This window comes from Halorarum halophilum (assembly GCF_013401515.1).
GTDB lineage: Archaea > Halobacteriota > Halobacteria > Halobacteriales > Haloferacaceae > Halorarum > Halorarum halophilum.
The window spans coordinates 1,900,161-1,914,129 of record NZ_CP058529.1 but is presented as its reverse complement, the minus strand read 5'-3'; the positions used below and the strand labels follow the sequence as shown (position 1 = coordinate 1,914,129).

Here is a 13,969-nt window from a genome sequence, read left to right as displayed (position 1 = left end):
CCCCGCTCCGACAGGTCGAAGTCCACGACCACCCAATCGGGGCTATGGCTTCGCTCCTCGCGCTCGCGCTGACCGTCGTGGTGCTGGCGGTCAACACCCTGTTGACGGCGGTGCTGGCGCGCTTCTTCCGCATCCGGCTGGACACGCAGTGGGGGTGGGTGGTCTACACGCTGGTCATCACGCCGGTCGTCCTCACCGTGACGACGATCCTCTCCGGCATCGTCATCCCCCCGCTGTTCGACAGCGCGGTGCTCCTGCTCGCGGTGTTCGTCGGCCTCCCGCTCGCGCTCGGGTTCACCATCGACCTGCTGTACGTCCCGCCGCCCGAGGAGTACGACCTCCCCGAGACCGGCTGAGACGACCTCCCCCAGGACCGGTCGAGCGCCGGGACTGGCACCCCGGTCCCCCTCGAGTTCTCCAGGCGGTTCGACTACTCGCTCTCCTGGCGCGCGTCCTCGACCCACTGCGGCGGCGGGACGGTCGTGTTCCCCAGATCGCTCACCCGGAACTCCTCGCGGATCGAGACGACGCCCACGCCCTCGCGCTCCTCCTCGTACCGCACGCGGTACGACCGGACGACGCCATCTTCGGTGACAGAAGCGACGAGCGAGTAGTTCGAGCGCGTCGGCGCGCCGACTCGCTCGACCCGGTCGCTCTCCGCGCGGAGCGGGAAGCGAGTCTCGCCGTCGACGACCTCCGGTCCGGCGACGGTGACGTTCACGTCCGCGAGGACGCGGTAGACGGCGTCGCGTCCAGTTCCCGGGACGACGAGCGACGAGGGCGGACTCCCCGTGAAGTGGGAGTACTCCGCCTCGCCGTCCGGGCGGGTCCGCATCGTCGCCGTCTCGTTTCCGTCGCTCCAGAGCGCGTAGTCGAAGCCCGGAACGCCGACCCGTTCCGGCGCCGCTCCGCCGACCGTGAAGCCGGAGGCGACCCGGCTTCCGGATCGTTCGTACCTGCTCTCGACGGTCGCGAGCGTCACTCCGTCGGGTCCGACGATGGTCCGATTCGACCTGACGGTCGCGCCGTCGGATGCGAGCGTCCGGTGGTGGGCGTTGGCGAGGATCCACGGGTCGACGCCTTCGGCGGTCACGCCGGAGGGGTACTCCGGGGTCGGCGTCGGACTCGCCGTCGGCGACACGGTCCCCTGGAGGTTGGGGTTCACGGTCCGCCCTCCGGCGTCGTCGCCCCCCGAGAGGCCGCTACAGCCCGCGAGGAGGAGGACCACCGCGACGACGAGCCGCGTTCGCATGTCACCGGGTTGTCCTGGGGACGGATAAATGGGTCAGTCGGTTCCGTTCGTGGTCGTCGCGGTCGGTGTGGTGCTCCGCTCGGAGGCGTTCGTCCCCTCGGTCGTGGCCTCGTCGATCCAGCCTGGCCTCTCGATGGTTGTAGACCCCACGTCGGACGCGCGGAAGCGCACCACGTAGGTGACCTCAACCCCCCGAAGCACCGTGTCGTAGCGGAGGAACGTCGACTCCACGAGGCCCTCCTGGGTGACCGCGACGGTGAGTTTGACGTTCCGGGCGTCCTCGCTCAGCTCGAACGTCCCCGGCTCCGCGGTGAGGACGTGATAGGTCGCGTTCCCCCGTCGTTCTGTCCCGACGTGCTGGAACTCGGCGTAGTAGAGCAGCGGTTCGACCGTCGATCGTCCGGTGGGGCTGATGCCGAAGGTCGGCATGGAGTCGCCCGGACGCTCCCGGTACTGGACGGTCCCGTTCGGCTGTTCCTGGCGGACGAACGTCTGGTCCCCGTCGCTCCAGTAGCCGAAGTCGCGGAAGGGGCCGAGGAACTCGGGCGAGGCACCGACGGCGCTCACCGAGGCAGACAGGGTGTCGCCGTCCGTCCGGGTCGTCGTCGTCCGGGAGAGCAGGGTCGTGCCGTTGGTTGCGACGATGGTGGTCTGGACCCTGACGGTCTTCGATTCCCCCTCCAGCGCGTCGGCGTGCGCATCCGTGAGCCGCCCGGCGTCGACGCCGTCGGCCGAGACGCCCGGCGGATACCTCTCGTCGGGTGCGGGCGTGGCCGTCGACGTGGGCGTCGTGTCGAGGTTCGGGTTCACCGTCCGTCGCTCGTCGGCCGGGCCGGTGAGACCGCTACAGCCGGCGAGCAGGAGTACTAGCGCGACCACGATGGAGGGCAGGCGGGCCATGACGCGCCATCACACGCCCTTCTCAAAGATGTTCCTTCGGAGAACTATCGATCCTCGAGCAGTCGGGCGACGGCGTCCTCTACCGAATCCAGCACCTGTTCGGGCGAGCGCGAGGCGTCGATGCGGACGAAGCGTCCGGGTTCGGCGTCGACGAGTCGCTCGTAGTTCGCCCGCACCTCGGAGAGGAACGACGCGTGCTCGAACTTGTTCGTTGCGCCCGCGCGGGCGGCAGCCGTCTCGGGGTCGAGATCAAAGTAGAGAGTGGCGTCGGGTTCGCGCGTGAACGCCTGGTGGATGCCGCGGATGTACTCGAGGGGACGCTGGAGGTCCGAGTCCGCGAGGCTCGCCGCCTGATAGGCGTACCGCGAGTCCGTGTATCGATCCGAGATCACGAGGTCGCCGTCGGCGAGCGCGGGCTTGACGACCCGCGAGAGGTGGTCGGCGTGGTCGGCGGTGAACAGGAACAGTTCGGCGAGCGGGTCGGCGTCGTCCCTCCCCTCGGAGCGCCGGACGGCCTTCCCGTACCACGAGTCGGTCGGCTCGTGCGTGAACGTGGCGTCGGGGTAGACGTCCTGGAGCGCCTCCCACGCCGTCGTCTTGCCGCTCCCGTCGAGCCCCTCGAGCGTGATGAGCATCCGTGCGCACGCCTCTCGGTGACGGGCTTTACGGTTTGCGTGTCGCCCGCCGCATCGTGCTGGCGCGTCGATTCGGACAGCCCACGGCAGGTGCCGGGAACGGGGTCACCCGGGCAAGACCTTTGTGGTGTGTCATCGAATCTCATTCGACCGAGCATGTCGACCGAACCGTGCGGCGTCTGTGGGGACCCGGTGCCGTTCGCCAGCGCCGTCCACGTCGTCGTTCACACGCGCACCGAGGACGGCGTGGTCGACCACTACCTCTGTCGGGGCTGCTACGAGAGGGACGTCGAACCGCTGTTCGCGTGACACGGGACCGGCGGGGGAACGACGGGGGACCGCGTCCGGTCGACCCCCGAACCGCGCCCAAACTATAAGTGGAGCGTGCATAGGGACTGTAGAGAGCGTGAGACGCATGAACGCGACTGCAGAGGCGATCCGGGTCCTGCACGTCGACGACGACCCGGACTTCTCGGAGCTGGCGGCGACGTACCTGGAACGGGAGGACCAGCGGATCGAGGTCCTCACGGCGGCCAGCACACGGGCCGCGCTCGACGCGCTCGACGAACGGGACGTCGACTGCGTCGTCTCGGATTACGACATGCCGGATCTGAAGGGGATCGAGTTCCTGGAGGTCGTCCGCGAGCGACACGGGGACCTCCCGTTCGTCCTCTTCACCGGGAAGGGGAGCGAGGAGATCGCCAGCGAGGCCATCTCGGCGGGGGTCACGGACTACCTCCAGAAGGGGACCGGGACGGAACAATACGCGCTGCTGGCGAATCGGATCCGGAACGCGGTCGAGAGCGATCGGACGCGGCGGGCGTTCGAGGACCGCAACCGACGGCTCGAGACGCTCATCAGCAACCTCCCCGGTATCGTGTACCGCTGTCGTAACGCGCCCGAGTGGCCGATGGAGTACGTCGCGGGCGACTGCGAGGCCATCACCGGCTATACGGCGACCGACCTGGAGGGTGGCGTCGTGCTGTGGGGAACGGACGTCATGCATCCGGCCGATCAGCAGGGGGCGTGGGACGCGGTGCAGGACGCACTCGATAGGGGGGAGCCGTTCGAGACCCGGTACCGCATCGTCACGAAGGACGGGGCGACGAAGCGCGTGTGGGAACGAGGGCGCGGCGTCTACTCCGCGGACGGCGAACTGGAGGCGCTGGAGGGCTTCATCACGGACTTCACCGAGTACGCGGAGCGGGAGGACGTGCTCAAGGCGCTACACGGCATCGCCACCGAGATAACGACCGACGAGACCCGGGATGCGGTCTGTCGGCGGACGATCGAGGCCGCCGAGTCGGTCCTCGACTTCGACCGGTGCGTGATCAACCTGGAGGAGGACGGCACGTTGCCGATCGTCGCCATCTCGGACGGGATTCCGCCCGACGGTGTGACGACGATGTCGGCCGACGAGGGGATCGTGGGGCGGACGTACCGGAACAGCGAGTCGGTCCTCACCGACGACGTCCGGGAGCTCGAGGAGGCGAACCCGCAGGGACCCTACCGGGCGGCGATCAGCGTTCCGATCGGCAACCTGGGCGTCTTCCAGGCCGTCAGCGAGCACGTTGGCGCCTTCGACGAGGGGGACCTGGAACTGGCTGAACTCCTCGTCGCGCACACCGCCCAGGCGCTCGAACGGCTGGAGGGGGAGCGGGAACTCCGCCAGCAGAACGAACGCCTCGCCGGGTTCGCCAGCGTCGTCTCGCACGACCTGCGGAACCCGTTGAACGTCGCCCAGGGTCGACTTCGGATGGCGAGGGAGGAGCGTGACAGCGATCACCTCGCGGTCGTCGCGCGCGCCCACGACCGGATGCAGCGGCTGATCGAGGACCTCCTCGTCCTCGCGCGGGAGGGCGAGACTGCGATCGACGTCGAGACGGTGGACCTCCCGGCGGCCATCGACGAGAGCTGGGGGCACGTCGAGACGAAGGACGCGAGGCTCGAAGTCGAGGCGAACGGCGTCGTGCTGGCGGACCGGGGTCGGCTCCAGCAGTTGCTGGAGAACCTCTTCCGCAACGCGATCGAGCACGGCGGCCCCGACGTCACTGTCACGGTCGCCGACCTGGGGACGGGCTTCTCCGTCGAAGACGACGGTCCCGGTATCCCCTCAGAACATCGGGACAGGCTGTTCGAGGCCGGGTACTCCGGCACCGACCACGGGACGGGGTTCGGGCTCGCGATCGTCGAGCGGATCGCGGACGCCCACGGGTGGGGGGTGACCGCGACCGAGGGACGCGACGGCGGTGCGCGCTTCGAACTCACCGGCGTCAAGCGTCCAGACTGACGGTTTCCGACCGGTATCGATCGGAGTGTGCCCCTCACGAGACATTGCTCGTTTTCCTCGAACTAGCTCGACTCCTATCGCCGAGGCTGAGTCTCCACCGAACGTTCTCGGGAGGAGTTCGTGTCGGTGACGGGCTTCGGTACGCTCGGTCGTGGGACCGAAGGGAAACTAGAAAACTCGGAAAAATATTATAGATTGAAATCAGATAACTCTGCCTTCAACTATCTCTGTTCGTTCAGCCTCTGGGAACGAAATCAGGCATCTACTGGCCACAGAGAATTTAAATTCCGCAGCTCTCAAGCGCAAATAGTGCAGGAAATTGCTATCCGTGGTGGGAAGGGGGTGAGTCTTTAATACTACTGGTGCAGATTGGATGCGGACCTCTAACTTCCGAACCCGCCGCAGATCTAGTACCGCTTTGACGGACACCTCACTACGACTGCCCCGACGCACGACGCTCTAAAGGTCTGAAATGCTGATGTACGGCTAACTCTGGATCTGCTGACCGGCAGTCGTTGGAACGTTCGCCGGTCACCGCCGTCGCGACGGATTCCTCGATTACGGCGATCCACTACAAGACAGAATTATAGTACTAAAGAATAATGAGTGCTAGGTTGATATGTAGGTACCATCCCCTATAGCGCTCACGGGCAGTGTGGATGACGGGTGACCCTGCCGATTCGTTCGCGGTTGCATCCACCCGCGTCGTCGACTCGATCAATGGAACTCGGTCACTCGCTCCTCCGAACCCCGAGAACGGGCGCTCCGAGGTATTTCCCCGTCGAGACGGTCCATGACCGGCCACGAAGTGCGAGGCCTTCCCCTCCGAAGGAGTTTCCGGTGCCACCGGAACGATTATGGGGGTGAGTTTCCTGTCTTCGAGTATCATGGCAACCGATGACGCTCCGGTTCGGGCGACACAGACCACGATCCGTGTCATCCGGGCGTTGCGGGAACTCGATTCGGCCGGCGTGTCCGCGGTGGCCGAGCACCTCGACGTGCCGACGAGCACGGCGTTCGATCACCTCCGGACGCTCGAACAGAACGAGTTCGTCCGCCGGGAGGGCAACGAGTACGTCCTCGGGAGCCAGTTCCTGGAGATCGGCGGCTACTGTCGGAGCAACGACCACCTCTACCGGATCGCCGAGCCCGAGATCCAGAAGATGGCCCACAAGACCGGCGAGCACGCCAACCTCATGATCGAGGAGTTCGGCAAGGGCGTCTTCTACGCGAAAGCCGAGGGCGAGGACGCGTTCCAGCTCGACACGCACGTCGGCAAGCGGGTCCACCTCCAGACCACGGGCGCAGGGAAGGCCATCCTCGCCGAGCTCCCGGACGAGGAGGTCGAGGGGATCATCGACACGCACGGGCTCCCGAGGATCACCGACCAGACGATCACCGACAGGGAGACCCTCTTCGAGGAACTCGACGCGGTCCGGGACCAGGGGTTCGCGACCGAGACGGAAGAGCGGATCCAGGGCGTCCGCTGCGTGGGCGCGGCGCTCACCGACGGCGACGGCGACGTACTCGGCGCGGTGAGCGTCTCCGGGCCGAAGAGCGGCATGCAGGACGAGCGCTTCTTCGAGGACATCCCGGAGCTGGTGCTGCGGACGGCGAACGTCATCGAGGTCAACATGAAGTACCAGTAGCCTTCGGCTCAGGCGGATCCAGACTGATCGACGCGGCATCGCCGACGGCGTTCGGCGTCACCGGCGTGAGAAACGAGGTCCCCTGGAGGGGTAGAAGTCGTTCGCGAGCGCGTGCCTTACTCCAACTCGCGGGTCTCCCAGCCCTTCTCGAAGAGGTTGATCGTGTGGACCTGGTCCTCGGTGTACGCGTGCTCCTCGACGACGTCCATGTCGAGTTCGATGCCGAACCCGGGGCCCTCGGGGATCTCCATGTACCCGTCCTCAACGACCAGCGGCTCGACGAGCAGTTCGTCGACCCACTCGACGTCGTACGTCTGGAAAAGCTCCTGGATCCGGAAGTTCGGGATGGACGCACAGAAGTGCGAGTAGATCGCGCTGGCGACCGGCCCCTGCGGGTTGTGCGGCGCGATGTCGACGTGGTCGGCCTCGGCGAGGCCGGCGATCTTCTTCCCCTCGGTGATCCCGCCCGTGTTCATCAGGTCGGGCTGGAAGACGTCGATCTCCGTCCGCGTGACGAGTTCGAAGAAGTCGTGCTTCGAGATGTGGCGCTCGCCGGTCGCGACCGGGATGGGCGACTTGCGGGCCACCTCGGCGAGGCTGTTGATCGAGTCCGGGGGACACGGCTCCTCGAACCAGGTGGGCTCGAACTCGTCGAGCTTCCGCGCGATGTCGACCGCTTGCCCGGCCGAGAACCGGCCGTGACACTCGATGAGCAGGTCGACGTCCGGGCCGACCGCGTCGCGGACGGCGCCGACGATGTCGACGGCGTGGTTCTTGTCCTTTTTCGACATGGACTGCCACGCGGTGCCGAACGGGTCGAACTTCATCGCGTCGTAGCCGTCGTCGACGACCCGTTCCGCCGCCCGGGCGAACCCCTCCGGCTCCCCGTGGGCGTCGGTGTACCACCCGTTCGCGTACGTGCGGAGGCGGTCGCCGTGCACCTTGCCGCCGAGCAGCTCGTAGACGGGCTTGTCGAGTAGCTTGCCCTTGATGTCCCAGCAGGCCATGTCCACGGCCGAGCAGACGGTCGTGTTGATGACGTTCTTCGAGAACCACTCGTCCCGGTACATCTCCAGCCAAATCTGCTCGGTGTCGAACGGGTCCTTCCCGACGAAGTAGTCCGACATCTCCTCGAGCGAGGCGGCGACGGTCCGCGGCTTGTCGTGGGTCGTCGCCTCCGCCAGCCCGGTGACGCCGGCGTCGGTCTCGAGGCGAACGAACACCCACGGTTTCCACGGGTTCGCGACGATGTACGTCTCCACGTCCGTGATACTCACTTCCGACATCTACGAGGAAAGCGTAGAAGCGAGATATTAAATCTGCCGGGACTCGGCCGGGCGGTCGCCCCGTCCCTCGTTCCACCGCCGACGTGGCAGTCGAATCCCCGGCACGCTGCCCGTCGAGTTCGCGAACGCCGGTCGACCTGCGTTGTCGTTCGCGCTCGCACGTGCCAGTACCATCGGTCCAGTCACGGAACGAATCGTTCCGCTATCAGCGGAAACCCGATCAACACCGCAACCGCCGACGTTCGCACGAATAGCGGCCGTGCCCCACTCCGCTTTACAGGCATACGTCTGTAATTCGGCGGGCCGGTGGTTTCCGGTGTGGCCGGAACTCTGTCGGTCGCCCCGTCGGCGGGGATCTTCGCTCGATCGGACGAGTACCGGTTCCGTCCACCGCGCTACCTGTCGGGCCAGTTGGTGGAATCGGTCAATTTATACAGTTTCCGGGAAAGACCCCAACGGTACATGGCAGACGCACGTGTCACAGTTCACACTGAGGCGGGTATCGACGAGATAGCGCCGGAGATGCACGGCCACTTCTCCGAGCACCTGGGCCGGTGTGTCTACGACGGGCTCTGGACCGCCGACGGCGCCGGCGACGGCGAGTTCCGCGAGGACGTCGTCTCGCTCCTCGCGGACCTCGAGATCCCCGTCCTCCGCTGGCCCGGCGGGTGTTTCGCGGACGACTACCACTGGGAGGACGGCGTCGGTCCCCAGGAGGACCGGCCGCGCCGACGGAACCTCTTCTGGGCGCAGGGGCGCGACGAGATCCCCGAGGAGTCCAACCGCTTCGGCACCGACGAGTTCCTGCAGCTGTGCGAGCGGATCGGGACCGAGCCGTACCTCGCGGCGAACATCGGCTCGGGGGACCCGCAGGAGGCCGCCGACTGGGTGGAGTACTGCAACTACGACGGCAATACGGAGCTCGCGGACCGCCGCCGGGAGAACGGACACGAGGAGCCCTACGGCGTGCGCTACTGGGGGCTCGGCAACGAGAACTGGGGCTGCGGCGGGCAGATGACGCCCGAGCAGTACGCGCGGGAGTACCGCCGGTACGCGACCTACGTCGGGTCCATGGACAACCTGATGCTCGATCACGACCTCGAACTCATCGCCTGCGGCTTCGAGGGTCACGAGTGGAACCGGCGCTTCATGGAGGAGATCGGCCACACCGCCTGGGGCGTCGACTTCCCGCTCGACCACCTCACGCTGCACCACTACTACGGGCGGGAGATGACCGTCGCCGACGCCGACGAGGACCAGTACGATCGGTTCCTCGCCGAGGCCCTCGAGATGGACGAGCACATCGAGCGGATCGCGGCGGCGATCAACGCGGTGGCGACGACCCGCGACATCGGCGTCATCATCGACGAGTGGGGCGCGTGGCACCTCGACGCCGTCGCGTCGAACGGGCTCGAACAGCCGGGGACCGTCCTCGACGCGCTGTCGGCGGCGGCCGTCCTCGACGTCTTCAACCACCACAGCGACGTGATGACGATGTCCAACATCGCCCAGACCGTCAACGTGCTCCAGTGCCTCGTGGAGACCGACGGCGACGACGCCTGGGCGCGACCGACCTACCACGTCTTCGACCTGTACGCCCCGCACAAGGGCAACGAGGCGGTCCGGACGTCCGTCGACACGCCCGCACGGGAACTTGAGGACGACGAATTGCCGCTCGTCGGCGCGTCGGCGTCGATCGACGGCGACGGGACGTACGTCACCGTCACGAACCTCGACTGCCGCGAGGGCCACACGGTCGAGGTCCGACTCGAGGGCGCGGCGCCGGCCGACGGCGACGTCGACGCGAACGTGCTGTTCGCCGAGCACGACCCCGACGTCGAGGTCGACGCCGACAACGCCGACGAGTTCGGGGCCGAGGAACTGGACGTCTCGATCGACGACGACGGGACGCTCACCGCGGACCTGGCGCCGTCGACAGTGGCCGGCATCTCCGTTCGGTAGGCCCGCCCGTCGCGGCCGGTTTCTCCTCTCGATATCGCCGCCGATCGGAGCGGAGTTCCAGTGACCGTGCTGCCCGAGCAGCGGCGAACACCGACCCCACGAACGCCCTCGGACGCTCGACCTGGGCGACGTCGACACGTGTTGTAGGGGGCGTGGCGGTAATACCGGCGGATAGTACGTGCGTAGTGAACAGTTCCCGTTCTCCACGCTGACTACCAGGTGCGGAAAACGAACGATCGCGAGAAACGAAGCGGGTTGAGAGGCCGACCGGACCGTTCAGTAGCCGTCGTAGACGGTCTTCTCGATGGTGTAGAACTCCATCCCGGCGTCACCCTGTTCGCGCCAGGTCTCGCTGGAGGACTGCTTGAACCCGCCGAAGGGGACGTGGAGCTCCAGGCCGGTGGTCTTCTCGTTCACCTTGGCGACCCCCGCCTCGATGTCGTCGATGAAGCGGTTGGCCTCGGAGTGGCTGTCGGTGACGATGGAGGCCGAGAGGCCGTAGTCGACGTCGTTGGCGACCGTCATCGCCTCCTCGAAGTCGCTCACGCGGATGACCGCGACGACCGGGCCGAACACCTCCTCCTGGGCGATGCGGTAGTCAGACTCGACGTCGGTGAACACGGTCGGCTCGACGAAGTAGCCGTCACCGAGTTCGTCGCCCTCCGGCTGGCCGCCGCCGGTCTCGAGTGTGGCGCCCTCGGTCTCCGCGACGTCGATGTACTCGAGCGTCGAGTCCAGTTCGTCCTGGTTCACCTGCGGCCCCATCTCGTGGTCGGTGCCGGGCCCGATGTCGATGGCCTCGGCCTCGGCGACGAGTTCGTCGACGAACTCGTCGTACACGTCATCGTGGACGATGGCGCGGGAACAGGCCGTACAGGACTGGCCCGTCGTGCCGAAGCCGCCGGACGCGACGATCTCCGCCGCCTCGGCGGGGTCCGCGGTCTCGGAGACGATGGTCGGGTTCTTGCCGCCGAGTTCGGTCTGGACCCGCTTTCCAGAGTCGGTGGCCTTGTCGTAGACGATCCGGCCGGTCTTCCCGCTGCCGGTGAACGACACGGCGTCGACGTCGTCGTGGCCGACGAACGTGTCGGCGACGACGCTGCCGGGACCGGTGACGACGTTGAGGACGCCGTCGGGGAGGCCGGCCTCGTCGAGGGCCTCCGCGAGGGCGACGACGACGCCGGGGGCGTCCGAGGCCGGGTTGAGCACGACCGAGTTACCGGCCGCGAGCGCTGGCGCGAGCTTCCAGGCGGGGATGGCGATCGGGTAGTTCCAGGGGGTGACGAGCGCGGCGACGCCGACGGCCTCCTTGCGGGTGTACAGCGTCTTGTCGGCGGCGCTCGGGCTCTTGACGGTGCCGCCGAGGTCCGCGGCCTTCCCCGCGTAGTAGTAGAAGATGTCGATGGCGCGCTGGACCTCGCCGGCCGCCTCGGGCCGGGCCTTCCCCTCCTCGGCGATGAGCAGGTCGGTCAGCTCGTCCTTGCGGTCGGCGAGGATGTTCCCCGTCTCCCGGAGTACGGCCCCGCGCTCGGGGCCGGGGGTGCGCTCCCACTCGGCCTGTGCTGCCGCGGCGGCCTCGACGGCCTCCTCGGCGTCGGCCTCGTTCGACTGCTGATAGCGGGTCACGACCTCGCTCGGGTCCGCCGGGTTCTCGACGTCGAACGTCTCCCCCGTCTCGCTCTCCGTCCAGATCCCGTCGACGTAGTTCCGTTCTGTGTCCGTCATCGCTAGTACTTCTCTCGCTCACCCATACGGTTCTTACGGTCTAGGCGGAATCTCGATACGGTTCGACGACGTCCCGAACACCTATGCGTCCCGACGCTGACCCGTCACGCATCAGATGACCGACTCCGAACGAGCGCCGCTTCGACGGCTTCCCCTAACGGCGGTCACCATCGACGACGACTTCTGGTCGCCGCGGCGGGAGGTCAACCGCGACGTCACCGTCGACCACCAGTATGAGCAGCTGGAGGCGGGCGGCTGCCTGGACAACTTCCGGCGGGCCGCGGGCGACGGCGGCGAGTTCGAGGGGATGTGGTTCGAGGACTCGGACGCCTACAAGTGGATCGAGGCGGCGAGCTACGCACAGGCGAGCGAGCCGACGCCTGAGCGGCGTGAACGCCTCGACCGCGTCGTCTCCCTCGTCGCTGCCGCACAGGAACCGGACGGCTACCTCGACACGTACTTCCAGCTCGTCGAACCCGACCGGAAGTGGACGAACCTGGCGATGATGCACGAACTGTACTGCGCCGGCCACCTCATCGAGGCCGCTGTCGCCCACCACGAGGTCACCGGCGGGACGTCGCTGCTGGACGTCGCCCTCGCCCTCGCCGACCACGTGGACGGGGTCTTCGGGCCGGACGGGCGCGACGGCGTCCCCGGCCACGAGGGGATCGAACTCGCGCTCGTCGAACTCTCCCGCGTCACCGGCGAGCGGCGCTACCTCGACCTCGCGGAGTTCTTCGTCGACCGGCGGGGCGCGCCCGACTCGAGGCTAAAGTGGGAGACGCTGAACCTGGACGAGATCGCCGGCTCTGCCGACGTCGACGAGGGAACCCGGTCGGTGTTCCTGGACGACGACGGCGCGCACGACCGCCGGTACGCCCAGGACCACGCGCCCCTCCGCCAGCAGTCGACCGCCGAGGGCCACGCCGTCCGAGCGATGTACCTCTACAGCGGCGCCACGGACCTCCTGCTGGCGGGTGCGGGCGACGAGGAACTCCGCGAGGCGCTCGAACGCCTCTGGGAGAACGTGACCACCAGACGGTCGTACGTCACCGGCGGCATCGGCCCGGAGCGCGCACACGAGGGGTTCACCGACGACTACGACCTCCCGAACGCGACCGCCTACGCCGAGACGTGCGCCGCCGTCGGGAGCGTCATGTGGAACGAGCGGATGGCGCGGCTCACCGGCGAGTCACGCTTCGTCGACGCGCTCGAGACGGCGCTGTACAACGGCTTCCTCGCGGGCGTCTCGCTCGACGGGACGGAGTTCTTCTACGAGAACCCGCTGGAGAGCGACGGCGATCACCACCGCGCGGGCTGGTTCGACTGCGCCTGCTGTCCGCCGAACGTCGCCCGCCTGCTCGCCTCGCTCGAACGGTACGTGTACGCCGCGGGCGACGGTGCCGCGTACGTCGACCTCTTCGTGGAGGGGTGGGCCGACGTCGACATCGGCGGGACGGCGGTGACGCTCTCCCAGTGGACGGACTACCCCTGGGACGGCGACGTCACCGTCGAGGTCGAGGCCGTCGACGGGTCGGCGGGAACGGCCGAGTTCGATCTTAACTTGCGCTTACCCGGGTGGTGTGACGACCCGTCGCTCGCGGTGAACGGCGACCCCGTCCCGATCGACGCGACCGGCGGCTACGCCACGCTCGACCGCAAGTGGCGCGCGGGCGACACCGTCGCGCTCTCGCTCCCGATGCCGGTCGAGCGACTCGTCGCCCACCCCGAGGTCGAGGCGGACGCCGGTCGCGTGGCGCTCCGGCGGGGTCCGCTGGTGTACTGCCTGGAGGGCGTCGACAACGACCGACCGCTCCACCACCTGCGGGTTCCAACCGACTCCGACGTCACGGCCGAGTTCGACGAGGATCTGCTCGGCGGGGTGACGGTCCTCTCCGGCGACGCCGTCGCGCCCCGGGTGGAGGAGTGGGCGGACGAACTCTACCGACCGGCGGACGACTGCGAGGTGGAGTCGGCGTCGTTCACGGCCGTTCCGTACTACGCCTGGGACAACCGGGAGGCGTCGGCCATGCGGGTCTGGGTCGACGCGGCGAAGGGGCGGTAGCGACTGGAGTCGTCCCCCAGTGGACGCGCGACGGAGGGCCAGCCCGTCACCGAGCCACCATCGGCGAAGGTGGGTCCCACAGTTCGGAACGATCGCCCTCGACCGGTCACGTTTCGACCGTTCCGCCGCCCGTCGCGGCCGGCCCGTACTCGCCATCGCCGTGCTCGGTCCCGCCGAGCGCGACCGGGACGGGCCACCGAAACCG

The 13,969-nt window shown here is 67.8% G+C and carries 11 protein-coding genes; 6 read left to right on the top strand and 5 right to left on the bottom strand.

Annotated elements, in window-relative coordinates; genetic code table 11:
- Positions 1-44: 44 nt before the first annotated feature.
- Entirely contained in the window at positions 45-356 is a 312-nt protein-coding gene (locus tag HUG10_RS09760; protein WP_179169395.1) for a hypothetical protein, read from the top strand.
- Between the two features lie 74 nt (positions 357-430).
- Here HUG10_RS09760 and HUG10_RS09755 read toward each other — a convergent pair whose 3' ends face one another.
- Genes HUG10_RS09755 through tmk form a run of 3 tightly spaced genes read right to left on the bottom strand, consistent with a single transcriptional unit; the run spans position 431 to position 2,787 of the window.
- Complete coding sequence (locus HUG10_RS09755) at positions 431-1,252, bottom strand: DUF7537 family lipoprotein (protein ID WP_179169394.1); 822 nt, start codon at positions 1,250-1,252, stop codon at positions 431-433.
- Positions 1,253-1,285: 33 nt separating this feature from the next.
- On the bottom strand, positions 1,286-2,152 hold the full coding sequence (locus tag HUG10_RS09750) for a DUF7537 family lipoprotein (protein ID WP_179169393.1): 867 nt from the start codon (positions 2,150-2,152) through the stop codon (positions 1,286-1,288).
- A gap of 44 nt (positions 2,153-2,196) precedes the next feature.
- Positions 2,197-2,787, bottom strand: a complete 591-nt coding sequence (gene tmk, locus HUG10_RS09745) for a dTMP kinase (RefSeq protein WP_179169392.1) — start codon at positions 2,785-2,787, stop codon at positions 2,197-2,199.
- 156 nt (positions 2,788-2,943) lie between these two features.
- Here tmk and HUG10_RS09740 point away from each other — a divergent pair, with 156 nt between their 5' ends.
- The 3 genes from HUG10_RS09740 to HUG10_RS09730 all read left to right on the top strand — a co-directional run bounded on the left by HUG10_RS09740 (position 2,944) and on the right by HUG10_RS09730 (position 6,726).
- Positions 2,944-3,096, top strand: coding sequence for a hypothetical protein (locus tag HUG10_RS09740; protein ID WP_179169391.1), 153 nt, complete (start codon positions 2,944-2,946; stop codon positions 3,094-3,096).
- A gap of 106 nt (positions 3,097-3,202) precedes the next feature.
- A complete protein-coding gene (locus HUG10_RS09735; RefSeq protein WP_179169390.1) occupies positions 3,203-5,077 on the top strand; it encodes a hybrid sensor histidine kinase/response regulator in 1,875 nt (624 codons plus the stop codon).
- An 887-nt stretch (positions 5,078-5,964) separates the two neighbouring features.
- Positions 5,965-6,726 (top strand): IclR family transcriptional regulator, encoded by a 762-nt coding sequence (locus HUG10_RS09730; RefSeq protein ID WP_179169389.1) that lies wholly within the window; start codon positions 5,965-5,967, stop codon positions 6,724-6,726.
- A 116-nt stretch (positions 6,727-6,842) separates the two neighbouring features.
- On the opposite strand, the gene HUG10_RS09725 is transcribed toward HUG10_RS09730, so the two are convergent.
- Positions 6,843-8,012, bottom strand: a complete 1,170-nt coding sequence (locus HUG10_RS09725; RefSeq protein ID WP_179169388.1) for a mandelate racemase/muconate lactonizing enzyme family protein — start codon at positions 8,010-8,012, stop codon at positions 6,843-6,845.
- A 462-nt stretch (positions 8,013-8,474) separates the two neighbouring features.
- Between HUG10_RS09725 and HUG10_RS09720 the strand changes: the two genes are divergently transcribed.
- Positions 8,475-9,974, top strand: coding sequence for an alpha-N-arabinofuranosidase (locus HUG10_RS09720; protein ID WP_179169387.1), 1,500 nt, complete (start codon positions 8,475-8,477; stop codon positions 9,972-9,974).
- Positions 9,975-10,250: 276 nt separating this feature from the next.
- Here HUG10_RS09720 and xacF read toward each other — a convergent pair whose 3' ends face one another.
- Positions 10,251-11,699 (bottom strand): 2,5-dioxovalerate dehydrogenase, encoded by a 1,449-nt coding sequence (xacF, locus tag HUG10_RS09715; RefSeq protein WP_179169386.1) that lies wholly within the window; start codon positions 11,697-11,699, stop codon positions 10,251-10,253.
- Between the two features lie 115 nt (positions 11,700-11,814).
- Between xacF and HUG10_RS09710 the strand changes: the two genes are divergently transcribed.
- On the top strand, positions 11,815-13,764 hold the full coding sequence (locus HUG10_RS09710) for a glycoside hydrolase family 127 protein (RefSeq protein WP_179169385.1): 1,950 nt from the start codon (positions 11,815-11,817) through the stop codon (positions 13,762-13,764).
- The last annotated feature ends 205 nt before the right edge of the window (positions 13,765-13,969 follow it).